Origin of the sequence: Fontivita pretiosa (assembly GCF_050410795.1) — a bacterium.
GTDB classification, from domain to species: Bacteria; Planctomycetota; Phycisphaerae; order Tepidisphaerales; family Tepidisphaeraceae; genus Fontivita; species Fontivita pretiosa.
Map to the genome: position 1 here is coordinate 4,877,111 of NZ_CP191258.1, position 22,154 is coordinate 4,899,264.

19 protein-coding genes are annotated in these 22,154 nt (G+C 63.5%); 5 read left to right on the top strand and 14 right to left on the bottom strand.

The genetic code is table 11. From position 1 onward, the window contains the following. Nucleotides 1-40 precede the first annotated feature (40 nt). Both ACQS5P_RS19725 and dut read right to left on the bottom strand, forming a co-directional pair. Entirely contained in the window at nucleotides 41-676 is a 636-nt protein-coding gene (locus ACQS5P_RS19725) for a hypothetical protein (RefSeq protein ID WP_428938331.1), read from the bottom strand. Between the two features lie 184 nt (nucleotides 677-860). Beyond that, nucleotides 861-1,316, bottom strand: coding sequence for a dUTP diphosphatase (gene dut, locus ACQS5P_RS19730; protein WP_428938332.1), 456 nt, complete (start codon nucleotides 1,314-1,316; stop codon nucleotides 861-863). A 183-nt stretch (nucleotides 1,317-1,499) separates the two neighbouring features. Between dut and ACQS5P_RS19735 the strand changes: the two genes are divergently transcribed. Together ACQS5P_RS19735 and ACQS5P_RS19740 are read left to right on the top strand one after the other, a co-directional pair. After that, complete coding sequence (locus ACQS5P_RS19735; RefSeq protein ID WP_428938333.1) at nucleotides 1,500-2,321, top strand: alpha/beta hydrolase; 822 nt, start codon at nucleotides 1,500-1,502, stop codon at nucleotides 2,319-2,321. A 311-nt stretch (nucleotides 2,322-2,632) separates the two neighbouring features. Continuing rightward, nucleotides 2,633-3,259, top strand: coding sequence for a lectin-like protein (locus ACQS5P_RS19740; protein ID WP_428938334.1), 627 nt, complete (start codon nucleotides 2,633-2,635; stop codon nucleotides 3,257-3,259). 47 nt (nucleotides 3,260-3,306) lie between these two features. Here the strand turns inward: ACQS5P_RS19740 and ACQS5P_RS19745 are convergent, their stop codons facing one another. The 12 genes from ACQS5P_RS19745 to ACQS5P_RS19800 all read right to left on the bottom strand — a co-directional run bounded on the left by ACQS5P_RS19745 (nucleotide 3,307) and on the right by ACQS5P_RS19800 (nucleotide 18,158). Then, nucleotides 3,307-5,184 carry a DUF4914 family protein gene (locus ACQS5P_RS19745; protein ID WP_428938335.1) on the bottom strand — a complete coding sequence of 626 codons (1,878 nt, stop codon included), beginning with the start codon at nucleotides 5,182-5,184 and terminating at the stop codon, nucleotides 3,307-3,309. A 135-nt stretch (nucleotides 5,185-5,319) separates the two neighbouring features. Next, entirely contained in the window at nucleotides 5,320-5,595 is a 276-nt protein-coding gene (locus tag ACQS5P_RS19750) for a hypothetical protein (RefSeq protein ID WP_428938336.1), read from the bottom strand. A gap of 145 nt (nucleotides 5,596-5,740) precedes the next feature. Then, nucleotides 5,741-6,187, bottom strand: a complete 447-nt coding sequence (locus tag ACQS5P_RS19755; protein WP_428938337.1) for a hypothetical protein — start codon at nucleotides 6,185-6,187, stop codon at nucleotides 5,741-5,743. 63 nt (nucleotides 6,188-6,250) lie between these two features. Then, entirely contained in the window at nucleotides 6,251-7,507 is a 1,257-nt protein-coding gene (ispG, locus tag ACQS5P_RS19760) for a flavodoxin-dependent (E)-4-hydroxy-3-methylbut-2-enyl-diphosphate synthase (protein ID WP_428938338.1), read from the bottom strand. Between the two features lie 95 nt (nucleotides 7,508-7,602). Continuing rightward, the gene (locus tag ACQS5P_RS19765) at nucleotides 7,603-9,501 is read right to left on the bottom strand and encodes a pectate lyase family protein (protein ID WP_428938339.1); all 1,899 of its coding nucleotides are present in this window, start codon (nucleotides 9,499-9,501) and stop codon (nucleotides 7,603-7,605) included. Nucleotides 9,502-9,606: 105 nt separating this feature from the next. After that, entirely contained in the window at nucleotides 9,607-9,966 is a 360-nt protein-coding gene (locus tag ACQS5P_RS19770; protein WP_428938340.1) for a hypothetical protein, read from the bottom strand. Then, nucleotides 9,963-11,909, bottom strand: coding sequence for a cytochrome c3 family protein (locus tag ACQS5P_RS19775; protein ID WP_428938341.1), 1,947 nt, complete (start codon nucleotides 11,907-11,909; stop codon nucleotides 9,963-9,965). Before ACQS5P_RS19775 ends, ACQS5P_RS19770 begins: the two co-directional genes overlap by 4 nt. After that, nucleotides 11,906-12,976, bottom strand: a complete 1,071-nt coding sequence (locus tag ACQS5P_RS19780) for a 6-bladed beta-propeller (RefSeq protein ID WP_428938342.1) — start codon at nucleotides 12,974-12,976, stop codon at nucleotides 11,906-11,908. The genes ACQS5P_RS19775 and ACQS5P_RS19780 overlap by 4 nt, the downstream gene beginning before the upstream one ends. Continuing rightward, the gene (locus ACQS5P_RS19785; protein ID WP_428938343.1) at nucleotides 12,976-14,955 is read right to left on the bottom strand and encodes a hypothetical protein; all 1,980 of its coding nucleotides are present in this window, start codon (nucleotides 14,953-14,955) and stop codon (nucleotides 12,976-12,978) included. The genes ACQS5P_RS19780 and ACQS5P_RS19785 overlap by 1 nt, the downstream gene beginning before the upstream one ends. 122 nt (nucleotides 14,956-15,077) lie before the next feature. Beyond that, nucleotides 15,078-15,791: a cytochrome c3 family protein gene (locus tag ACQS5P_RS19790; protein ID WP_428938344.1), complete on the bottom strand. Its 714-nt coding sequence runs from the start codon at nucleotides 15,789-15,791 to the stop codon at nucleotides 15,078-15,080. A 9-nt stretch (nucleotides 15,792-15,800) separates the two neighbouring features. After that, nucleotides 15,801-17,123 carry a hypothetical protein gene (locus ACQS5P_RS19795; RefSeq protein ID WP_428938345.1) on the bottom strand — a complete coding sequence of 441 codons (1,323 nt, stop codon included), beginning with the start codon at nucleotides 17,121-17,123 and terminating at the stop codon, nucleotides 15,801-15,803. Nucleotides 17,124-17,495: 372 nt separating this feature from the next. Next, nucleotides 17,496-18,158, bottom strand: coding sequence for a cytochrome c3 family protein (locus ACQS5P_RS19800; protein ID WP_428938346.1), 663 nt, complete (start codon nucleotides 18,156-18,158; stop codon nucleotides 17,496-17,498). 327 nt (nucleotides 18,159-18,485) lie between these two features. Here ACQS5P_RS19800 and ACQS5P_RS19805 point away from each other — a divergent pair, with 327 nt between their 5' ends. From ACQS5P_RS19805 to ACQS5P_RS19815, 3 genes are all read left to right on the top strand, one after another. Next, nucleotides 18,486-19,394, top strand: a complete 909-nt coding sequence (locus ACQS5P_RS19805) for a cytochrome c3 family protein (protein WP_428938347.1) — start codon at nucleotides 18,486-18,488, stop codon at nucleotides 19,392-19,394. Between the two features lie 207 nt (nucleotides 19,395-19,601). Then, nucleotides 19,602-20,051 (top strand): cytochrome c maturation protein CcmE, encoded by a 450-nt coding sequence (locus ACQS5P_RS19810; protein WP_428938348.1) that lies wholly within the window; start codon nucleotides 19,602-19,604, stop codon nucleotides 20,049-20,051. Next, nucleotides 20,048-22,141, top strand: a complete 2,094-nt coding sequence (locus ACQS5P_RS19815) for a heme lyase CcmF/NrfE family subunit (protein ID WP_428938349.1) — start codon at nucleotides 20,048-20,050, stop codon at nucleotides 22,139-22,141. The genes ACQS5P_RS19810 and ACQS5P_RS19815 overlap by 4 nt, the downstream gene beginning before the upstream one ends. Nucleotides 22,142-22,154: the final 13 nt, after the last annotated feature.

Consider the following 22,154-nt stretch of genomic DNA (forward strand, 5'->3'; position numbering starts at 1 on the left):
TAAGAGATATGCGATCGGTGCGCGGTTGTAACAACTTAGGCTACCTCCCCCATTCCGCCAGTTCTGGCCAGGCGGTGGTGATTGTGCTTTCGATCTGTTTGTCGCGTACCAGAGTATAACCGCTTCGTCGGCCACGTTGCTCGACGATGCCCAGGTGCTTCAGCCACGCCAAGGCAACGTAGGCCTGATAGCCCGGGATGCCGGCCCCGCTGGATGGGTCTTTGAGCGGCAACAAGGCGTCGCCGCTAAACAATCCGCCTTTGGCGCCAAGCTCGCGGACGGCGGCGACGACGGCATCCACAGCGCTGCGGGGCGCGCGATGGGTATACTCCTGCCGGTGCTTCTTCGACCAGCCGACCTTTACCAGCTCGTCGCCGCGGCGGAAGAATCTCGGATATCCGCCGGGCGCAGGCTTTCGGCGTGGCCCGGCCCCAGCCGACAGGACTGACGCCGAATGGCCGCTGCTTCCGTGGTCGTCAAGGGCGGCGGCCGGATTCGCCGAGGGTGGCGGGGCGGAACGCGCCTCGGCCGCCAATGCAGCGACCGCCCTGGCCCATGCGGCGATTCGCAGCACGCTGGCGTAATCGCCCTGGCCGCCTGCCTCGGCGAGCACTCGCCGCAGCCCCTGCTCGCAGTCTTCCAGCAGACGCACCGCCGCAGCCTCTTTCGTGTACATATTGTAAATGTAAACGATAGGTATACCAAATGCAAGTAAAAAAACTGACGGGGACGTCCCGGCGAACGCTGGAAGCGGGCGGGTTTTGCTTTGAGGAACTCTTGATGGAAGGAAGGCGCCCCCGCGCCGGACTCGCGCGATCCGGGGCGATCGCGCGGCATCTCCGCCGCTTGTCCGCGATGGCTCAATGTCCCGTATGCCCAAAACCGCCCTTGCCGCGTTTGGTCGCGTCCAGCTCATCCACCTCGACGATCTTCACGGCGGGCACGCGCTGGATGAGCATTTGCGCGATCCGCGTGCCTCGCTCGATGGTAAATGGCTCTTTGCCGAGGTTGATCAGCGGCACCTTCACTTCGCCACGGTAGTCGGAGTCGATGGTTCCCGGCGAATTGATCAGCGTGATGCCGAACCTGCTGGCCAGACCCGAGCGAGGTCGCACCTGGGCCTCGTAGCCGTGGGGAATGGCCATCGCGAAGCCGCAGGGGACCAGCAGGATCTGCCCGGGGTCCAGGCGGATGGGCTGGGTCACCGCGGCCGCCAGGTCGAACCCGGCCGAGTGTTCGGTCATCTTCGTCGGCAGAGGCAGGGGCGGGAGGCCGCTGTCCAGCCGCTTGATTTTGACGGTGATCGAGCGAGGCAAGGCGATATCTCCGATGCCGGTGGTGCGGGCGCACGGAGCGGCCGCCAGGAGGATTATCGGCCAGCAGGCGGGGTTGGGGACAGTCAGTCTGGCGGCAGGATGTGCCCGACGGCGTGTTGATCCTCCCTCGCACAGGCAATTGGCCGGATGCCTGCTGGGGCGGGATGACGTACAATGCAAGCCATGTCGGAAGACTTTCAAGCACTGGATCCGGTGACGCTCTGGCCGGACGGAGCGCCCGGCCGCCTGGGCGACGGGCCGGAGGATCGACCCGTGCTCCGCCCGTTCGTGCGGCGCGATGTTGGTGCCCAAGCGCTGGCGGCGATCATCGTCCTGCCCGGTGGGGGATATGCCCATCGCGCACGGCATGAGGCCGATCCTGTGGCGCGGTGGCTCAACTCTTTGGGCGTGGCCTCGTTCGTTCTGGAGTATCGCGTTGCACCGTATCGGCATCCCCAGCCGCTCAATGATGCGCGGCGTGCGGTGCGGATAGTGCGGCATCGCGCCGCCGAGTGGGGAATCGACCCCAGGCGTGTCGGCGTGATGGGGTTCAGCGCCGGGGGACATCTGGCGGCGTCGGCGGCGACCTGGTTCGATCTGGGCGAGCCGAACGATCCGGATCCGATCGAACGACAATCCAGTCGCCCGGATCTGCTGATCGCCTGCTACCCGGTGATCTCGCTTGCCCGGTATCCGCATCTGGGGTCGTACACCAACCTGCTGGGCGAGGATCCTGATGAGCGGATGGTTCGGATGCTGTCGCTGGAGACGCGGGTGACGGATCAGACCCCGCCGACGTTCCTGTGGCACACCGCCAATGACGCGGGCGTGCCGGTTGAGAACAGCCTGTTGTTCGCCGCGGCGCTGGCGCGGCACAGGGTTCCGTTCTCCGTGCACATTTTCCCCGAAGGCCGACATGGTTTGGGCCTGGCCGACGATCAGCCGGTGGTAGGGCGATGGCGTGAGTTGTGCGCCGATTTCCTTCGATCACACAAGTTCTGCTGAGGTCGCGCGCCTCTGCGAGCTGGAGATTGCCGGCTGGCCGGATGACGACGGGAGATTGTGTTGTCCTGTTAGGTCATGTAGATCTGTGATTGCTGTGCGTTGATGCACTTTATGGTTGTGAACAAGTCCTTTGAGGTATGAGCTCTGTCCGGCCGGGGTAAAATTGGCAATTTTTCGTTGACTTTGCAGGTTATCGGACTACCTTGGTCTTCGTTCGTAGAATCGCGTCGTTCGGGGTGGCAGGTGGTTGTTCCGATCTCGGGGCAAGGCGGAGCGTTCTCTGAGAACGTCACGGAGAGGAAGGGAAGGCAATGCTGAGAAAGACGATCTGCGCTGCGTCAATGCTGCCCCTGCTGGGCGTGGCGACCGCCAGGGCCGCCATCATCGCGCCGCCCGTTGTGAATCCTGCCAACGGACACATCTACTATCTGATCGATCCCAAGCCGTGGACTGATGCCGAGTCCGAAGCGGTTTCGCTAGGCGGGCACCTGGTGTCGATCAACGACGCGGCGGAAAACCAGTTCCTGATCGACAACTTCACCAGCGGCGCCGACGCCAACCGCGTGCTGTGGATCGGATTGACCGATCAGAACAGCGAAGGCGTGTTTCAATGGACCAGCGGCGAACCGGTGACGTACACGAACTGGTTCCCCGGCGAACCGAACAACAGTGCTGAAGGCGGCGGCGACGAAGACTACGTCAGCTTCAACTGGCATTTCACCATTCCCGATGCATTCCCCAAGGTGCAGGGAACCTGGAACGATGACACCAACACCGGCCCCGCCGGCCCGATTCAGGGCTTTACCCGCGGCTCGCCTCGACACGGGGGAGCGCCGGGGCCGTTCCACGGTGTAGTTGAGGTCATTCCTGAGCCGGCTTCACTCGGGCTGCTCTGCGGCGGTGGCATCACCCTGGCTGCTCGCCGCCGCCGAAGCTGAGCTTGCTCCGTCGTGTATGTGAGTCGATTCTCCCACTCTGCCGCGGATCAGCCTGCGGGCAGCAATCGCTCGTATGCTTCCACGTCGCCGCGGTTCAGGCAGCATTCGATGATTCTGCGGCCCAGCGGGTCCAGATCGCCTTCCAGATACGGCTTGAGCTCACGCTCGAAAAAGTCGTAGAGGATGGCGGCGCCGCTGTCGTAGGCCTCGTCGCCGACTTCAGGCTGCGTGTTGACCTGCAAAAACCACTTGGCCAGGGCGGTGCCCTCGACGGTGAGGGAGTTCATGGCGTATCCGAGCAGGGTGCATCGCGCCGGCTGGATCTGGTCTGATCTGAACTTGGCATGTCCGCGGCGAGCCAGGTACTCGCGTGCGATCCACTGCGGCATGAAGCCTGCTTCCCAAACACCGACGTATTGGTTGGGGCAGAGGATGTAGCGGACCTTTCGCGTCTCGACGATCTGCTTGAGCAGCAGGTTGGCATGAGCCACCCGCCGGCCCGTAGCGAACGGCCAGTAGCTGCCCACGCCCTCGCTGCTCATGCCCGCCTGCTCGACGATGCTGGGGTTGGCAAAGCCTCGCGGCGCCACCAGTCGCCACAGCCACGCCAGCGCCGGCGGCAGCACGTGGAACAGCCCGATGATCCCGTAGGTGGGGTTGGTGCGTGTACAGGGGGGTGTTCGCACGCCGAAGCTGCGGATGTCGACCGTGACCGGCTCATCGACCACTCCCGGCACGATCGATCGCGGCAGAATCACCCTGGGGTTGGGACAAGGCTGGCCCGGCGCGTCCTCGATGTGCTCCCAGATCAGCGCCCGGCTGTTGGGCACGGCATCGATGCTCAGGAACGTCAGCGGCTGAGGCGGCTGGGCAGTCAGCTTCTCCAGGTATGGATCCGTGCCGTACTCACGAATGTGATTCACGCGCACAAACCAGCCGCTTTCGGCGTCGGTGACACGCAGATAGCCGGATCCATCCTGGATCGACGGGTGGCACAGCGCCATGTCATCGGTCACCGGCTGCAATTCGCACGTGCGCGGGATCGACAGATATCGCTTCTCGCCGGTGATGATGTTTCGACCCAGCAGAAGCCTCCCGTCCGGTTCGCGGTGAACCTGTTCGAGCATCTCGGATTTGCCCCCGCCGCTGGCTCCCTCGTGCATCATCGTCACCACGTTGTCATAGGGGGTGATGACCTGCACGGTCGAACAGTGGGCCGTGATCCAGCCCTCGCGCTCTCCGCGGTTCAGCAGCACGCCGTACACGCCCTTCTTGGCGCTGGGGCCGGGATACAGGTTGTACGCGAACATCTCGTGCAGCTCATCGACGCGGTTGTGAACCACGACCTGCTTGCCGTTGAAGTGCGTGTGACGGAAGGGCGGTGCGACGTAGATGACCGCCGCGGGCGAAAACCCCTGCTCCAGTTCGCGGCCGGAGCAGATGCCCTGAAGCTGTGAGAGGGCAAAGGCGAAGAAGCCGGCGTTGGCGGGTATGACCGCCAGCGCGTCGGCGCCCATGCCGCGTCGCCCGGCGACAAAGCCAAAGGCGATCAGGCGCTGCGTTGCCAGCCAGTCCAGCGTCTCCCGCCTCAGCGTCTGGAAATCGTATCCGAACCGCTGCCTGAACCGCGTCTTGTCGGTGGGCTGGTCGTCGGCGATGAACATGCAGTCCGGATCGCGGCGGCGCATGTACGGCTCGGCATAGTTCACGACGATCCCGTTGCGAACCCGCGCCACCGTTGCCTCCAGCACCGGGCCTTTTTCCGGAACGTCATACCGCACGTTGAACTTCTCCAGCCCGGGGCCGCCGCAGGCAAGGTCGATCAACTCTTCCCGGGACTGCACCCACAGCACTTCCGGCGCCTTGGCCAGCAGCGTCCGGGCGTCGGCGGGGAGATTCAGCGATTTCCAGTTGAAACTGCTCATAGCTTGTTCGAGTCTGCGTGCTGCGCCTGAAGGCGGATGGTTTACGCCTTGCGGGGCAGGGTGATAACCGCTGAGCCGTCTCGATTCAAGCGGATTGGGCCCGGAACCGCTCGGGTATAAAGCCGTTTCTGCCGCTCAGGCCGGACGAAGCGATACTAGCTTGCGGGCGACGATGCGCAGCCGCTGTGTTCCCAGTCCCGGAAAGCACATCGTCTCGGCCTCACGCTGCTTGAGGAAGTCCACAATCGCCTGCTCATCGGCGCCAGATTCGATCAGCCGAATCAGGGGTTGGATATACACGTCATACGCCCCGTGCGCCTCCGGGCGACGCGCAACATCATGCGGATCCCAGTCATTCAGGAGGATCTGGCGGACGTCATCGGGGGTTGGTCGGGCTTTGTCTGCGGACATCGGATGCACGGCTGGTTTTGGGCTCTATCTTTTCATACGCCTGATCCACCGCGCTGGCAATCGCCGCCAGCGGGGTTCGGGCCAACCGGACTCGCCGAGCCGACCTTCGATGGTATCAGGTCCTCCGTGACCGGTCGCTGAGGTGTCAGGTCGGTGTGCCCGGGGCGGGCTGGAACATCACCGCGTATGCCCCAACGACCGGGGCGGAATCGACCTCCTCGTCTTCATCCTGCGATTCGATGAGCATCCAGGCGCGGCTGGCGGTGGCGACTGCAAGCTCCAGCTTGAAGCGGAACGGCTCGTCAAGGGTCTTTCCCAGATCCTGACGGACCTGGGCGAAGAGCATCTTGATGGCCCAGTGGATCTCCGAGCGTGCGCGTCCGCCAGCGGGGCAGCGGTGGGCGCAGCGCACGATCCACAGCCGCGGAATGGGCACGCGATTGACCTCTGCCCAGGCGTTGACGGCGCGTACCGCCAGTTGCATCGACGGATCCAGCGACGCTTCGTCCGCCGGCGCATCGGTTTCCGCCGCCGGAAGGACCATGTCCAGCAGTCTCATCAACGAACTGAGCAACGTTCGTTTGGCGGGCATGGACCAATCCCTCAAAGCCCCCGCGTGCGTATTGCCGGCATGTCAGTCGGGATCCGCTTTCGGTCAGGACTTGCCGAGCACCGGCAGGCTGAGCGTCTTCTCCTTCTGAATCTTCAGCCACCCACTGCCCAGCTCGCCGACGGGGTCGGGCGGGAGGATGTCCACCTTCTTTTCGCCGAGCCGGGCCTGGCCGCGCTGAACTTTGGCCTGGAACTTGCGGCACTCCTCCAGCAGGGCGTCAAGGATCTGATCCTCCGGCACATTGGCGACCTTTTCGCCCTGCACATAGATGATCCCTCGCCGGTCGCCTGCGAAGACCGCCACATCGGCGCCTTCGCATTCGCCCGGGCCGTTGACCACGCACCCCATCACCGCCACCTTGATCGGCAGTTGTATCTCCTCGGCCAGTTTCCTGCGCACATCCTGCACGAGTTTGAACAGATCCACCTGGATTCGCCCGCAGGTGGGGCAGGCGATCAGCTCGGCTCCTTTGCGTTGCCGCAGGCCCAGGATGTACAGCAGCTCCAGGGCGTCCTGCACTTCGTAAATCGGGTCGGAGGCGTAGCTGATGCGGATGGTGTCGCCGATGCCCGACGCCAGCAGATGCCCCAGCGGCACGATGCTGCGGATCGCGCCGGTCTCTCTTGGTCCGGCGTGGGTCACGCCCAGGTGCAGCGGGTAATCGAAACGCTCGCTGATGGCCTTGTAGGCGTCGATGACCAGCAGGGGGTCGATGCTCTTGGCACTGATGACGATGTCATGAAAGTCGCGCTCGTGGAAGATTTCCAGGTATTCCTCGAGTTTGGTGATCATGATCGCCAGCAGATGCCCATGCTTGTTGCCGGAGAAGACGCCACCCAGCTCCTTCAGCCGCCGCTGCTTGTCCTTGCGTTCGATGATCGAGCCTTCGTTGACGCCGATACGGATGGGGATCTTGCGCTCCTTGCAGGCGTCGATGACCTTCAGGACCTGCTGGCGGTCGGAGATGTTGCCCGGGTTCAGCCGGATCTTGTGCACGCCCGCCTCGATCGCCTCCAGCGCCCGCTGGAAGTGGAAGTGGACGTCGGCGACGATGGGCACGCTGACCTGCGGGAGGATGTGCTTCAGGGCCTGGGTGTCCTTGCGTTCAGGGACGGCGACGCGAACGATGTCGGCTCCCGCCGCCGCAAGCTTCTGAATCTCCGCCACGCACGCGTCGATGTCGTGTGTGTGGCCGGCGGTCATCGTCTGCACCGACACAGGCGCATCGCCACCGATCTCGACGAAGCCATGCTGTCGATCACCGATGACGATCTTGCGAGTCTTGCGACGTGGGATCATGGTCTGAACAATCAAGCCAGGGGGACACCGAACGTGCGATCGTGCCCGTGCACCGGATAGTAAGAATCGCGCAGAGGCAAATCAAACGCGTACGTTCACTTGACGATGGCGACCACCTTGCCTTCCGCGACATTCAGCTCGAACAGTTTCGAAACAGTGCTGAAGCTGCCGCTGATCTGCCCGGCCTGGAGGATCTGAAATCGCTGGCCGCTCTGGGGGCGATCGTCTGCGGGCAGCTCGATGAACAGCCCGCCAGCCAGTCTGGCGTGGTTCGCAACGACGATAGGCGTCGGGCTGTCTGGGTTGAGCTTCACCGTGAGCGTCCCTGCGGGCGAAAGCTCAAGATCCCCCTTGCTGCGAAGCTGTCCGCCGGCGATCTGAAGCTGGCCGGCATTGACCAGGTTGCGTTGCACCTGAAGCCACCCCGAGAGAATCGCAAGCGAAGCATCGCGGTCGATGTTGAGCGTTCCGGCGTGTTGACCGACTGAATCCACGGTGACGTTGCCCCGGCGAAGCAGGACCTGGTCGTAGCGTGATGGTTGCCAGCGAAGCTCCCAGTTGGCCGCCAGCTCATAGCGACCCTCGCTCACTCGCATCTCCAGAGGCCTTGGCGCCGGGAACGCCGCCAGTTCATTGATGTACTCCTCGATGTTGGTATAGCCGTCGCGGTCAAAGTCGCCCTTATCGTCGGGTGTGTTGGGATCCAGGCCATGGTCCGATTCCCACGTATCGGGCATGCCATCATGGTCGGTATCGAAGCCCTTTGGCCGCGACACCGGCTCGAAGGCGGGAAATCCGCCGACGTCGTCAACCTCGTTGATGATCCTGCCGGTCTGGGTGCGGACCTGCTGGACGATGCGCGAATCAATCGGATCGCGATCCCACCAGAACGCGCCGGCATGGTTCAGCACGTGCTCCAGCGCCTCGCTGGCCGGCTGAATGTAGCCGGCGGGCACATCGAATGGTTTGTTGGCGCGCGTGAACGTGCCGGCAAACATCGCCCAACCGAGATCCTCGCCATCGAACTTGCCGTTGCGGTTGCGATCCAGGAGGTTGTCGCGCTGGTAGATGACGGTTTCGGCGTTGGCCCCGTCGAAGGCCGAATCGTCCGGCCGATTCGACGGGCCCATTACGTAGTAGTTCCCGATGAAGTTGGTGCGATTGGGCAGGGGCTTGCGGCTGTTGACGTCGTTGGCCGAGTACCCCCCCTTGCCGCTCCAGTCGTAGATCACGTTGTTGGAGAAGTTGAGAATTACGCCTGATCCTTTTTCGCTGCCGAGTCGCGGCAGCCGGCTCTTGTTGTGGGCGTAGAGGTTGTGGTGGAAGCTGACCAGCGCATCATCATGGTCGCTGCTGATCAGCGAACCATAGCTGTGCCCCTTGTAATTCAGCCCCTCGGCCATCAGGCAGTACTGCACTGTCGTGTTGTTCGCGTCATCGGTCACGGAGATCGCCTCGTCGTCCGCCCACGTCACCGAGACATGATCGATGATCGAGTTCCGCAGATAGCTGGTGATTCCGTCGTTGGTGCGCACGCCGGGCGACTGCTGGTCTTTGCCCGGGCGGAACTTGAGGTTGCGCAGAATCACGTTGCTGCCGGTCCACTTCGATGCTTGCCCGATGATCGTGATGCCCGGCCCCGGGGCGGTCTGCCCTGCGATCGTCAGGTTGCTCTGTGAGACATCAAGCCAGCCAGCGCGTCCCGGCGGCTGAAGCCGGATGATTCCACCAACATCGAAGACGATGATCCGCCCGGCTGGCGGCGCGGTCTTGATCCCGTGGCGCAGCGTGCCGGGTTGATTGGCGTCATCGATCAGGCTGGTGACGTGATACACGTCTCCGCCTCTGCCGCCAGTCGCGTCACTGCCGGGGCCTTCGGCGCCTGGAAAGGCTGGCGGCGACGGCTGCTGCCCGGTGGTTTGCCCCGTCGTGAAGTCCGTGGCGGTCAACAGCATCGACAGGGCCACAGCGATGCAAAGCGGTGATCGGATCATTGGAAGGTTCATTCGATATCGGGGATGGATCATGCCGGCAACAGTACCGCGCCGCTGGCAGGTGGCAAAGCGGCGCGATGGCGGGGCGTAGCGTCACGAGCGGTGCTATGACGGCGGCGGAGTCACGGAGTTACGCCAGTAACGCCTTCGCAGATGCGGCGTGAAAAAGACCGTGGAAGCCGCGAGCGTGAACAGCAGCACCGAGCCGAGGATGATCGACATGCGCGTCCAGGGTCGGCCGGCCTGCTCGTAGAAGTCAATCAGCATGACGATCGTGCGCAGCCACTCCAGGGCGCCCACAAGCAATGCGGTCTGTACGACGCGCACGACCCAGCCCCGCCGAATCAACAGCAGCAACGGCAGCAACAACGCCACTGCGACCAGTGGCAGATTTCCGGCGTGCAGGAAGTGCGCCGCCAGAAGCAGGAAGCTCAACAACACTGGCACCAGATAGACGAAGCTCATGGTCGTGTCCGTGAATCGCCTGGGCTGTTGGTTTTGATTCCTGCCGGCGCGACGGCGGCGCGTGGCGTGACCGGTTGCGGCGCGGCGGACTGCTGAAATCGCTGTAGCCGAGGTTGCTTTCGCAACGCAGGCTGCGTCGTCGGCTCGGTGGGGGTGATCGGTCCGGGCGGCGGGGGGATCGCCTGCCCGACGCCCAGATCGTTGCCCGGGTAGCTCGCTGGCGAATGCGGCACATTGTGGCAGGTCAGGTAGCACAATCCGCTCCGAGGGCCGGTGGTTCGATACTCGAGCCGGCCGGTTACGCTGTCCGGGCGAACCACCGTCGTGTCGAAATTGATCAGATGCGCATTGTTGGTCGTGTTGCCCTGCGTGGAGCTGATGCCATGGGCGTCGTGGCAGACCGAGCAGGGCGTGCGCTGATCGACGATGTGCCTGGCGTGGCCGGAGAATGACTCGTTGGCGAGAATGCTGGCCCGGTCGTGACAGCGGTAGCACAGGGCGTAGGCGGTGGCGCTTTCGGTGGTTCCGTCGAGGGTGTCGTATCGGGCGACCAGAAGCGGCGGGGAATTGGATCCGTGCGGCCCGGCCGGGCCTGTGCCACCGGCCGTCGATCCGGTGTCGGACGAGTGACAATCGGTGCAGTAAATGAGGCTGGCGGTGGTTAATCCACCGCGCAGGCTCGGCACGTCGCTGTTTTTTCCGGCGGCCTGGACGGGATGGAACGAGACCGCCGATGGCGCAAACTCCAGCCTTGTGTTGTTCTGCACGATCTGGCGGGTGATGCCGGAGGCGACGACCGGCGCGTCGCCGTGGCACTTGAAGCAGACTTCGTACTGGAACTGCGCGGTGGGCACCAGTGCTCCGGCGCCATTGACGCCGCTGACCTGGCCCAGCTTCGGTGAGATCATCGGAGCGCTGGCCTGGCCTGTCTGCATCGTGTGCGATTCATGACAACTGGCGCAGGTGATGTCCTGCGGGCCGGGGTTGGCCTGACCGCCCGGACTTGAGCCTTCTTCGGGGATCATGGGTCCACGTTCGGGAGGGCGGTAGTGCCGGCTGAGCTTCAGCAGATCCGGCGCGACGTTTTCGCCGGGCCAGTCGCTGGGCTGCGATGAGTGACACGTCAGGCATGTTTCCGATGCATTCACGCCGCGCAGCAGCAGCGCGGCGCTGGGTGCACTGTGCATCTGATGACACGACGCGCAGGCGGCATGGGCGGCGATGTTCGTGTCCTGAGGCTGGTGACAGGCATTGCATAACTGGGAGTTGGCATTGTTCATCACCAGGAACTTGCCGTTGGCATCGTTGTGCGGATCGTGACAGCTCGTGCACTGAAGCTCCTGATTGCGGTCGAGCTTGACGGCAGGCGGAAGCTGCGAAGGGAGCTTGATCTTCGGGTCCTGGGCGCTGAGCGTCGCATCGTAGCGGAAAGAAACCGGATGATCGTCGGAGAGATCGGTGCCGAGGTTGCCCTGCCCTGGCGGCAGCGTGGTGATCCCGCCGGCCATCGCGATCGGCTGGCTGCGCGAGAGGACCGATCCGACGGCGATGGTCCCGTCATGACAACTCAGGCAGAGTTTCGACGAGCCGGTGGGTTGGCCCGGGCGGGCCTGAAGCGAACTGCTGGCGTACGGCGTGTACACATTCACCGGCACATTGCGGTTCCACAGCGGCTGGATCGGCGAGGCATTGTGGGGGGTGTGACAGAAGATGCAGATTTCCTGCTCGGCCACGGCGCGAATCGCGCCCGGACCGGAAGCCGAGAGATTGTGCTTGCTGTTGATGATGCTGCTGGCCTGTTGCGCCAAGGCGCCATCGCTGAAACAGAACATCATCATGAAAACCACCGAGCATACCCAAGGCATGCCGAGTACACGAAAGAAGCGCAGGCTCGTGTGCGTGCATCCCGCTTGAGCTGCGCGGCTGGTCATTAGTCGTCTCATGGCCGTGCCTCCGGCAGATAATCAAATACCTGCACGCGCCTGTTATAGGAATCGGCAATCCAGATGCGGTTGTTGGGGTCGATGTGGATTCCGGCAGGCAGCCAGAACTCGCCCGGGCCGGTGCCTTCCTGTCCGAAGTCCAGCAGCAGGTTTCCGTCGGCATCGAAGATCTGTACCGCCTCGAAGTGGGCATCGACCACATAAAGATGGTTTTCGGAATCGGTGGCGATGCCCTTGGGCTGTCCGAAGTACCCCGGCAAATCGCCCTTGCGTCCGATCTGTCGAAGCGGCCGCAGGTCCGGGTCGAACTGAAGCACGCGGAAGTTGAGCGAATCGCTGACGTAGATTCGTCCGGCGCGGTCGAGGGCGACGTTGGTGGGAAAGTTGAACTCTGCCGGGCCGGTGCCGCGGTGCCCGAAGCGGCTGACCAGCCGACCGTCGCGTGAGAGCACCACGAGCTGATGCAGTTCTGCATCGGCGACGTAAAGTCGATCGCGCGGCGGGTCGATCGCCAGCCCGCAGGGGCGCGAGAGGAACTGTCCGCCGATCTGGCCAACCGTCTTTCCCGAGCCGTCGAAGACGTAGATGCGTCCGCCGATCGAGTCGGCGACGTAGAGCTGGCTGGTGGTGCTGTCCCACGCCAGCCCCACCGGCTGAGAGAAAGGCTCGTACCGCTCAGACGGCTTCCACTGGGCGTACTGACGAGTCGCCAGGTCAAAAACGTGGACGAGCTGGGCGTTGCTGTCGGCGACAAACAGGCGGTGCTTGCCGTCGGTGCATACCGCATAGGGTGTGAGCATGGAACGGATCGGTCGCTTGCCGAAGATCGCCTCGCTGAGGCGACGGGTCAGCGGCACGGCCGGCTTGAGGTCGGCACTGGTGGCGATCTGTCCGACATAGCGAATTCGCGGGGGTTCCGGCGGCCCGGGCCAGACGATCGGCTTTTGCGGCGGGGGGAAGATCACGCCCGCGGGCTTGGCGCAGCCGACCATCCATGTCCCCGCCACCAGCAGAGCCAGCCATCCTATTGCGCTGAACAGGCATCGGATCCGTTGCGCGGCGCGCATCAGAACTCCCTCCTGATGCCGATCTCCAGGAACTGGAACGTGTTGTCCTGGAATTCGGTCTGAACCATCGTGTTTCGCAGCAGCGTGTAGATGTAGGTCTGACGGTGCCGCCATTGTAGCTCCAGTTGCTGCTCCCATCCGTTGGTCTCGCCACGCAGCTCGTCCTGTTCATTGCGATACAGCACCGAGACCGAGCCCCACAGTCGCGGGCTGAAGCGGTGCTGGACCTGCGCGACGAGAATCAGCAGGTTCAGCGTGTCGTCCTCGTCGGGGTAGGAAACGATGTGGTAGCTGGCGTCAAGATTAAGCGTGGTGTCGATGCGGATCCGATCGGTGTACCGCGCCATGAACCGCGTGGCGTCGAACGGAGAGATCGTGGCGTCATGCCATTGCTGCTCGGCGCTGAGCGTAAGGTGCCACGGGCGGATCGCATATTCGATCCCATACAGCACATCGGTGTAGGAGTTGGGCACAATCTGGATTGGCGTGTCGGAATCGATCGTCTGATCCTGCTCGCTGTAGCGGGCGTAGACCGAAACGCCCTGAAGCGCGCCCTGTTCAATGGTGTAGCGGCCACCGATGTAAAATCCGTTGGTTGTCGTGGTGTTTCCGCCCAGCGGCTGAAGCTGGTAGTCCAGCAGGATGGTCTGTCCATTGGTGATTCGTCCGCCGATCACGCGGTCGATTTCGAGTCGATCCGGAAAGGCGCGAACCGTGTAGTCCAGCCCCTCCTGGTAGATGATCAGTCCGGTACTGTCGGTAATGACCAATGATCCGGGGATCACACCGCTTCGGGGAATGATGATCGGTTGTGGATCGTTGAACGTGCGCGGATCGTCGATCACGAAAGTCTGCTGGGTCTGCGGATCATTGCGCTGCTCGTTCCATCCATAACCCAGGGCTGCGGTGAACACGCCCAGGGGAACTTTCTTGCGGTAATCGAAGTCAATGTTGGCGAAGGTCTGGAAGCTGTCCCCGCCGCTGTTGCGATCCGTCTGCTGGATGCCGACTTCGCCGGTGGTGACCAGGCTGCGATACAGGCGATGGATGAATCCGGCGGTTCCGCGGTGGGTCAGCTCTTCGGTGTCCTGGAACGACTGCTGATCCAGCGTGTACTGATATCGCGTGGTGAAGCTATCGGAATGTTCCAGCCGCAGCAGCTCGGCCCAGTGGAGTCGGCGGATGACAAAGTCGCCGCTCTGGTCGAAGTAGTTGACGGACGAATTGAGGCTGCTGCGGTCGTTTCGGCCGAATTCCATCGAGTGCGACAGGGTCGCGTCGTGGTTGACGAACTCGTGACTGCCGATCCCACGTGTGGTTTCCTGGACCTGGTTGAAGGTGTAGTCCCATGTCCAGAACTGGTTGACGGTTGGACGCGCCTCGCTGTGCCAGATGAATGTGTTCTGCGTCAGGTCGAAGTCGCCGATCCCGCTTTCATCGATCCCGCTCTGCTGCTGCTCCTGGTGAAAGGCCTCCAGCCGGGTAGGCACGGCCTTGGAGCGCAGCTCGAGAATGCCTCCGTGCGTGGTGATGGTATTATCCAGGGTCGGACCCAACTCCCGTGTCACAAGCTGCCTGCTGCGGCGGCTGTACAGCGTCAGCGGCGTGTCCTCCTTGCGGAGAATGGTGGCATTGGCGTCCCACTCGTAGAGGGTGCCGAACTGGCTGTCACTCAGGCCGTCGCTGTCGGTCCAGCTCTGAGTCAGCCCGAACGACCCGGCCAGATTCAACTCCACCAGATTTGGGTGGTAGATGTACCCGTTGCTCCAGAGGCTGAAGGTTTCCTCGAAGCGGTCTTCGGTGAACGTTGTTTTTGGTCCATCGTCGGGATCGACGGTGTCGGACTGGCGGCGATACAGCAGCTCCAGCTCGGCGTGGGTGATCTGAAGCGAGAACGGGTCCCGCCGCTGGCGTTGCCCGAAGACGATGGGGCCGGCATCCTGCGCCCGGGCCGGCCGGATCATCGGCCCCAACGCCATGGTCAGCAAGGCGCCTGCCCATATCAGAGCCGCGCTTGCCGCACTTCGCGGCACCCGCGCGGCGCGCGCGACAAGACCCGGAACATCACGACGGCGGAACAGCCCACCACGCCGTCGCCGGCTCATGGCCTGCCCCCCGTGTCCTGCGGGACGGTCGTCGGCTGGTCGATCGGGGCGGCTGGCGCGGATGTATCTGTGATCGAGTTTACGCCCTCGCGAAGCAGCCCATGCTTCTGTCCTCCGTGAGCTACATGGCAGCTCAGACAGCTCTTATCCGGCATGAAATGTTCAGGCGGCTGAGCGCTGAGCAATTCGCGGTCGTGGCATTGCGTGCAGACCGCTGGTGCAGCCTGCTTCAGCAGCCCGGCGATGCTTGACTCATGTGGCGTGTGACACCAGAGGCACTCCACCGCCGCCACCGGACCGTGCATCACGGGATACTGTGTTGGCGTGTTCTGGTGACACTTGAGGCAGATCGAAGGCTCCAGCCGCTGAAAGCTCTCGAAGCTGCCCGAGGCGCCCTCGTGGCAGGATTGACATTGATTGTCGGCGTAGGGCTTGTGCAGAACCACCGAGAGTCGAACCGCGCCCGGCGCGCCGGGGCCGATCGGGTTTCCTTCCTCATCGACGGCGCCGGCGAGCTGCGGGGGTGCATTGGGGTCGGGCACGCCATCGAAAAAGAAGCTCAGCACCCGGTAGCGTCGTTCGGGAGTGCACCCGGCCCAGGTTCCCACGCACAGCCACAGCATCAGCGACAGCCACCATAATAACCGGCGTCCATCGGACCGCGTTCTGCCCGATTGGTTGGCGTCGATGGTCCGGTTCGATCGGTTCATGGTTGGCGGTCATCGGGTCTGCGGCGAGTTGGTGTCGGCAGGCCTTGTCGCTGCCGGCGAAGGCGATGCGGCGCCGACGTCCTCCTCCGGCGCGGGCTGCGTCGCCGGCGCAGGAATCGGGCTGATCTTACCGTCGGTGGCCACGCCTGCCGAGAGCGGCACGATATCCTTGCTGGCGGCGATGTCGGCGACGGTCTTGCCCGGCTTCAGTCGCCCCAGGGCATAGACCGACACCTTGTTGGGGCCAAACTGGTTGGTGACCAGGATCAGCCGCTGGGCCTCAAATGCGGGATGGATGTACGCGCTGAACAGATCCAGGTCCGCCTCGTGGACAGCGACACCGGCCGGCAGGTTCATGCTACCGGGATGGCCGCCGGCGCTTCCGAAAAACGTGTACACGCGTCCCTGCTGATCAAAAAGCTGCACGTTTTGAAAGGCCGCATCCGCAACGTAGATGATTCCTTCGCTGTCCACGGCGACGTGCTTGGGTCGCACCAGTCCGCCTGCGTTGGCTGAGATCGTTCCAAACGCCGTCACCACGTTGCCCTGCCGGTCGAACTTTTGCAGGCGGCAGTTGAGCACGTCGGTGACATACAGGCAGCCGTCCTTGTCAACCGCGACGCCGAGCGGGCGGACGAACTGGCCGTCGCGGGTGCCCGGTTCCCCGACCGTGCGAAGCAGTTGTCCGGTGCGGCGGTCCAGCACCTCGATTCGCTGACCGCGGAAATCCGCCACGTACAGCTCGTTCTGGTAGACCGCCACGCCGACCGGCTTGAGATCCTTGTGTCCAAATTTGCCAATCAGGCGATCCTGGGCATCGAAGACGTAGACCATCCCCTTGTCCTGGTCGGCGACGTACTTCACGCCGTCGTCGGCGATGGCGATGTCGGTGGGGCGCTCGAGGGTATCCGCGCCGCTTCGCCCCAGGATCAGCGTGCGGCGATTGCGCAGATCCAGGACGATCACCGCCCGTGCCCGCAGGTCGCAGACGTAGATCTTGCCCTGCCACATCTCCAGGCCATAAGGCTTGTTCAGGGCCAGAACCTGCTGGACTTCCTTGCCCAGAACCAGTTCATCCAGCTTGCTCTTAGGCGGTTCGACGTCCTCGTTTTTTTCGAAGGAGACCAGAAACTGAATTCGGGGCTCGTCAGGATAGGGCGGCCAGAAGGCGGCTGTCTTGGGAGCCGCCGGGGGCTTGGCGGCACAGCCGCCGGCGAGCACGGCCAGGGCCAGCAGGGCGGATGCAAACCACGACCTGCCACCCGGTTTGGGTCCAATGGCCGATTGGATGATCGTACCAACGGTGCGGCGAGCCAGACGGGAGAGTCTCATGATGGCAACCTTCCAGATCGTGCGGATTCGGTCCTGACACTTGTCCATTCACCAGACCAGCCAGGCGACCTTGCGACGGCGGCGGGCCGGTGAATCCACGGGCGGCACTTGACCGATACGATATCGGCCTATGATTGTTCCACGCATGTCCCGAACCTGCCGCCGAGACTGGGCCCGAAGCGGGCGTTGGTCCGGCGGTGTTGGTGTGGAACCGACGGGCGGGACATGAGCGGCCTGAGATTTTGAAAGAGCCGGTGAACTGCCCGTTGGGAATCGACCCGTGCCCTGCGAGAGCTTGTCAGGCCGTTCGCCGGGTCGGCGCCAGTGATGGCTGTCCGACCCGGCGACGGTCGCTCCCTGCGAACTCAGGGGTCACTTCTTGTGGCAGTTCATGCACAGCGCCGAGCCGCTGACGGTACGCCCATCAACGGTCGTCGCCGGTCCGGAGTTGTTCACCCAGAGCATGTGCTGGGTGTTCTTGCGGTTGTGCGGCTCATGGCAGCTCGTGCAGCCGACCGCCAGCCGGCCGTCGGCCATCTTCCGCAGCGGCATAATCCGCTGGGCATCACGCAGCGACGGATCCACCAGGTAGGCGGGGTTGGGCGTCGGCCAGATCGCATGCTCGCCGATCGGGTGATCGTTGGACAGGTCAGTGCCGATCAGGGCCTTGACGTTGCTGAGCTGCTGATTGCCGCTGAGCCCGCCGAAGCTGTCCAGCGCCACCGTGCCGTCATGGCAGCTCAGGCACAGGCGGCTGTTGGTATCGACAGCGCCGGTCACGCCGTTGCCGCTGTCGTCCAGGTAAAGGGTATAGGTCGCGGTGGAGAGCTGGTGGTTCCACAGCGGCCCGCCGAGCACCACGCCGTTGGCGTCTTTCACGATCGCATTGTGCGGCGTGTGACACGGCAAGCAGATCTGATTCTGGGCCCAGCCGAAGGCGCCGAAGTCGTGCGCCGATCCGCTGATGCCCGCCTGGACGGTGCCTGCGAGCAGACACACCGCCAGGATTGCGGTAATGGATGCAAGCTGTTTCATAGAATCATCTCCTTGAGATGCGAGAGGCGCCAGGGAGTTGGACGCGCGTCGCGTTGTTCATGGGCACGAGTCCCGCCGTCCAGTCCCGCCCGTCGGTTCCACACCATCTCGCACGACAGCAGCAAGCGCAGTACCAGCCAGCAGGGCTGGAAATGCCCCTGTTTCTGAGGATTTTCGGCGACTCGACGCGTAAGCGGACTGGATAATCCCATTTTCAGGAAACTCGCCCCCAAGCCTCTCCCGCTTGAGCGAATCCCGCCCCCATTTGCCCAAGTCGCACATCCGGCGTGCCGATGCCAACTGCATCCGGAACGTCGGAGGGATGCGTTGAGAGGCTCACACCTTTACTTGCGCCTGAGACTGAATCTACGCCGCCGCCTCACCAAGTCGCTCATTATCGCCACCGTGCTGCTGGTGCTGGGGATGTTGGCGTCACTGACCGCGCCGGCGGCCACCGCTCCGCCGTCCGTCTCGGTGCGTTACGCCGCTGGTTCCATCGACCGGTTGAACGTATCGGTCTCGGACACGGGTCTGGATGGCTCGGGTCCCTGGACCGACAATCGCTGCGGCAGTTGCCACCAGATCGATCCGCTGCTGTCGCATCCGATCGACGTGACGCCATCGATGCCGATTCCGTCGCATCTGCCGTTGGAGAATGGGCGAATGACCTGCGCCACCTGCCACGACAACTCCAGCGCCCAAGCCCACGCCGCGGCAAGAAAATCGCACACGCCGCTTCTGCGTGGCGCGGCACTCCAGGTGCCTGCGGGCATGGGTGCGCCGGCATTCTGCATCCAGTGCCATGATCCCGGGCAACAGACGCGCCAGGCACAGCACGGCTCGTCCCTTGGGCGAGCGCACCTGGCCTGGCCGGCGCGTGGCGGGCCCGACGACAAACTCGTTGCGCCGACTGCTGATGCGTATCGACAGACGTACGATCCCCAGACCCAGTTGTGTCTGAGCTGTCACGACGGCATCCTTTCCAGCGACATCGCCCTTTGGGGTGGCCGGCGGGAGCACGGGGAGCTGACCGGCGAGCATCCGATCGGCGTTTCGTTGGCCACCGCCGCCCTGGACATGCCGCTGCGTTCGCCCGCCGCTCTGGATCCCAGAATCCGCCTGTTCGATCAGCGGGTGGGCTGCACCACCTGCCATAGCCCTTTTTCATCGGAGAAGGGGCTGCTGGTCATGTCCAACCATCGCAGCCGCCTGTGTCTAAGTTGCCATCTGCCCTGATGCGTTCGTCCCGTTCTTAGCACGGGCCGAAGCATCGCAATCTCAGGACTGAGAGATACCTGAGTTAAGCCTGAGGCCAGGGCGGTTGCGCACGTTCATAACCCCTTGTCAATGCTGATAATCTGCGGGCAGGCGTCAAAATTGGACTTTTGCATCCACTGGCATCGGGCTTGTTCCAGCACCGCAGCGAACCCGACAGGACTTGCCATGTCAGCCATCCAAAAGAAGCTGTTAATCGGCGGCGTCGCGCTGGTCGCGGCGGTTGGTTATCTGGCCTATGCGGGAATGAAGTCCGGCTGGGTCTACTTCATTGATGTAGACAAGTTCCTGGCAGACACTCAATACCACCGCCAGCGCGTCCGCCTGCACGGCAGAGTCGCCGAAGATGGCTTTGTCGCCCGGAACCTGGACGCCACATTTGTCCTGCTCGGCAAATCCAGCCGACTCAACGTCGCTTATCACGGCGTGATCCCCGACATGTTCCAGACCGGCCGCGATGTCGTCGTCGAGGGCAGGCTGGACCCGCAGAGCAATACCTTCAAGGCAGATGTGCTGATGACCAAGTGCGCCAGCAAGTACGAACCTGGCTCGCCGCATGCGAATCGTCCCGAAGCGGCCGCCAACACCAACACCGCCAACGGCAAGGAGTCCTCATGACCGGCCTGATCGGAAACTTCAGTCTCGCCGCCGCGGTGCTGGTATCGTTGCTGGCGCTGTTCACCGCGCTGGCGGCGGCGCGGTTCGAGTCGGCGTCGCTGCTGCGCTGGTCGAAGTCCTTGCTGGTGGCGCTGTTTGGCGTGTTCACCGTCGGCTCGATCGCGCTTTCGATCGCGCTGGTCAACTGCGAGTTCGCATTCGACTACGTGGCCAGATACACCGAGCGGGCGCTGCCGTTCGGATACAAGCTGGCCGCCTTCTGGGCCGGGCAGGAGGGCAGCCTGCTGCTGTGGGCATGGCTGCTGGCAGGCATGAGCGCGCTGTGCGGCTTGACCCTCAAACAGCAACAAGCCGGTCCTTCAGGGTCGCCGTCGCGGCAGAGCCCAATCCTCGAGCATGCGACGGTGCTGGCAACGCTCAGCATCGTCTGCGGCTTCTTCGCGTTCCTGATGCTCTTCGCCGCCAACCCGTTCAAGGTTTCCGACGTAATCCCCGCCGACGGGCATGGGCTGAATCCCATGCTCCAGGATCCGGGCATGATCGCGCATCCGCCGACACTCTTCCTCGGCTACGCCGGTTACACCATCCCGTTCGCGCTGCTGGTCGGTGCGCTGCTGGCCGGGCGACGCGACAACGAATGGCTCGCACCGGTGCGCCGCTGGGCCGTGTTCTCCTGGCTGCTGCTGAGCATCGGCATCCTGCTGGGCGCGCAGTGGGCGTATGTGGAGCTGGGCTGGGGCGGGTACTGGGCCTGGGATCCGGTCGAGAACGCCTCGCTGCTGCCCTGGCTCACCGGCACCGCGCTGTTGCACTCGATCGTGATTCAGCAGAACCGAGGCATGTTCAAGAAGTGGAATGCCTGGCTGATCGCCGCCACCTTCATCCTCTGCATCGTGGGCACCTACATCACCCGCAGCGGCGTGATCGACTCGGTCCACAGCTTCGGCAGGTCGCTGATCGGAACCTTCTTCCTGGTTTTTCTGCTCATCGCGATCCTGTTCAGTGTCGCGATCATCGCAATCCGCAGCCGATTCCTCCGCAGCGAGCATGAGCTGGAAGCGCTGATGGGCAAGGAAGGGTTTTTCCTGGCCACCAACGTGCTGCTGGTCGGCATGACCATCGTGACGCTCGTCGGCACGATGTTCCCGGTGATCAGCGAACTGCTGGCCGGGCAGAAAGTCACCGTCGGACCCAGCTTCTACAACAAAGTCGTGGCGCCGCTGGGGCTGGTGCTGGTGGCGCTGATGTCCGTCGGGCCGTTGCTGGTCTACGGTCGCGATGCGGTGGCGAAGCTGGCGCGCGGCGCGATCATTCCCGCCATCATCGCGATCATCACTGTCGCAGTCTTTCTGGCCATGGGATTGCGGAATATCTGGGCCTTGATCGCCGCGGGCGTAGCCTCCTGTGCCCTGGCGAGCATTCTGGTTGATCTGATTCGCTCAACCGTCGCGCGCATCAGGACGCATTCGGAGAACCCCCTCGTCGCGCTGCTGAAGCTGCTGGACAACAACCACCGCCGCTACGGCGGGCAGGTGGTGCATGTCGGCGTGATCATGATCGTCGTCGGCGTCACCGCCTCCAGCCTCTTCGAGCAGAAACAGGATTTCGTCATGAAGCAGGGCGAGTCGGTTCACTTCGCCGGACGACGCATCACCCTCAGCGGGCTGGAGACGATCGACGGGCCGAACTTCGTCGCGCTTCAGGCGACACTGACGGTAACGGAACCCGACGGCGCTACTACCACCGCCGCACCACAGATCCGCAAATACGAAAAGTGGGAGCAGCTCAACAGCGAGGTGTCGATCAACTCGAGCTGGCGTCAGGACCTTTACCTGACCCTGGCGGCATCGGACGGGCACGGCGGGGTGACCATCCAGGCGATTGTCAATCCGCTGGTGAGCTGGATCTGGACGGGCGGCGTGGTGCTGACGGTGGGCGGGGTAATCTGTCTGCTGCCGCGACTGCTGCCACAGCCGGCCACCGCCCCGGCGCCGGCGACCGACCCCAATACCCAGTCGCGGATCCAACAGAGTGATCGCCGTCGCTCAAGGAAGTCGGATCGCGCAGGAACCGTGCAGGCAACGGCGTGAAGGAAGGACCGAA

Bases quoted from the DNA above. Each gene is read 5' to 3' on its own strand.
- ACQS5P_RS19810 (WP_428938348.1), top strand. From the start codon at position 19,602: ATGTCAGCCATCCAAAAGAAGCTGTTAATCGGCGGCGTCGCGCTGGTC.
- ACQS5P_RS19800 (WP_428938346.1), bottom strand. From the start codon at position 18,158: ATGAAACAGCTTGCATCCATTACCGCAATCCTGGCGGTGTGTCTGCTC.
- ACQS5P_RS19795 (WP_428938345.1), bottom strand. From the start codon at position 17,123: ATGAGACTCTCCCGTCTGGCTCGCCGCACCGTTGGTACGATCATCCAA.
- ACQS5P_RS19745 (WP_428938335.1), bottom strand. From the start codon at position 5,184: ATGAGCAGTTTCAACTGGAAATCGCTGAATCTCCCCGCCGACGCCCGG.
- ACQS5P_RS19725 (WP_428938331.1), bottom strand. From the start codon at position 676: ATGTACACGAAAGAGGCTGCGGCGGTGCGTCTGCTGGAAGACTGCGAG.
- ACQS5P_RS19780 (WP_428938342.1), bottom strand. From the start codon at position 12,976: ATGCGCGCCGCGCAACGGATCCGATGCCTGTTCAGCGCAATAGGATGG.
- ACQS5P_RS19765 (WP_428938339.1), bottom strand. From the start codon at position 9,501: ATGATCCGATCACCGCTTTGCATCGCTGTGGCCCTGTCGATGCTGTTG.
- ACQS5P_RS19740 (WP_428938334.1), top strand. From the start codon at position 2,633: ATGCTGAGAAAGACGATCTGCGCTGCGTCAATGCTGCCCCTGCTGGGC.
- ACQS5P_RS19815 (WP_428938349.1), top strand. From the start codon at position 20,048: ATGACCGGCCTGATCGGAAACTTCAGTCTCGCCGCCGCGGTGCTGGTA.
- ACQS5P_RS19770 (WP_428938340.1), bottom strand. From the start codon at position 9,966: ATGAGCTTCGTCTATCTGGTGCCAGTGTTGTTGAGCTTCCTGCTTCTG.
- ACQS5P_RS19735 (WP_428938333.1), top strand. From the start codon at position 1,500: ATGTCGGAAGACTTTCAAGCACTGGATCCGGTGACGCTCTGGCCGGAC.
- ispG (WP_428938338.1), bottom strand. From the start codon at position 7,507: ATGATCCCACGTCGCAAGACTCGCAAGATCGTCATCGGTGATCGACAG.
- ACQS5P_RS19755 (WP_428938337.1), bottom strand. From the start codon at position 6,187: ATGCCCGCCAAACGAACGTTGCTCAGTTCGTTGATGAGACTGCTGGAC.
- ACQS5P_RS19790 (WP_428938344.1), bottom strand. From the start codon at position 15,791: ATGAACCGATCGAACCGGACCATCGACGCCAACCAATCGGGCAGAACG.
- ACQS5P_RS19750 (WP_428938336.1), bottom strand. From the start codon at position 5,595: ATGTCCGCAGACAAAGCCCGACCAACCCCCGATGACGTCCGCCAGATC.
- ACQS5P_RS19785 (WP_428938343.1), bottom strand. From the start codon at position 14,955: ATGGCGTTGGGGCCGATGATCCGGCCGGCCCGGGCGCAGGATGCCGGC.
- ACQS5P_RS19775 (WP_428938341.1), bottom strand. From the start codon at position 11,909: ATGAGACGACTAATGACCAGCCGCGCAGCTCAAGCGGGATGCACGCAC.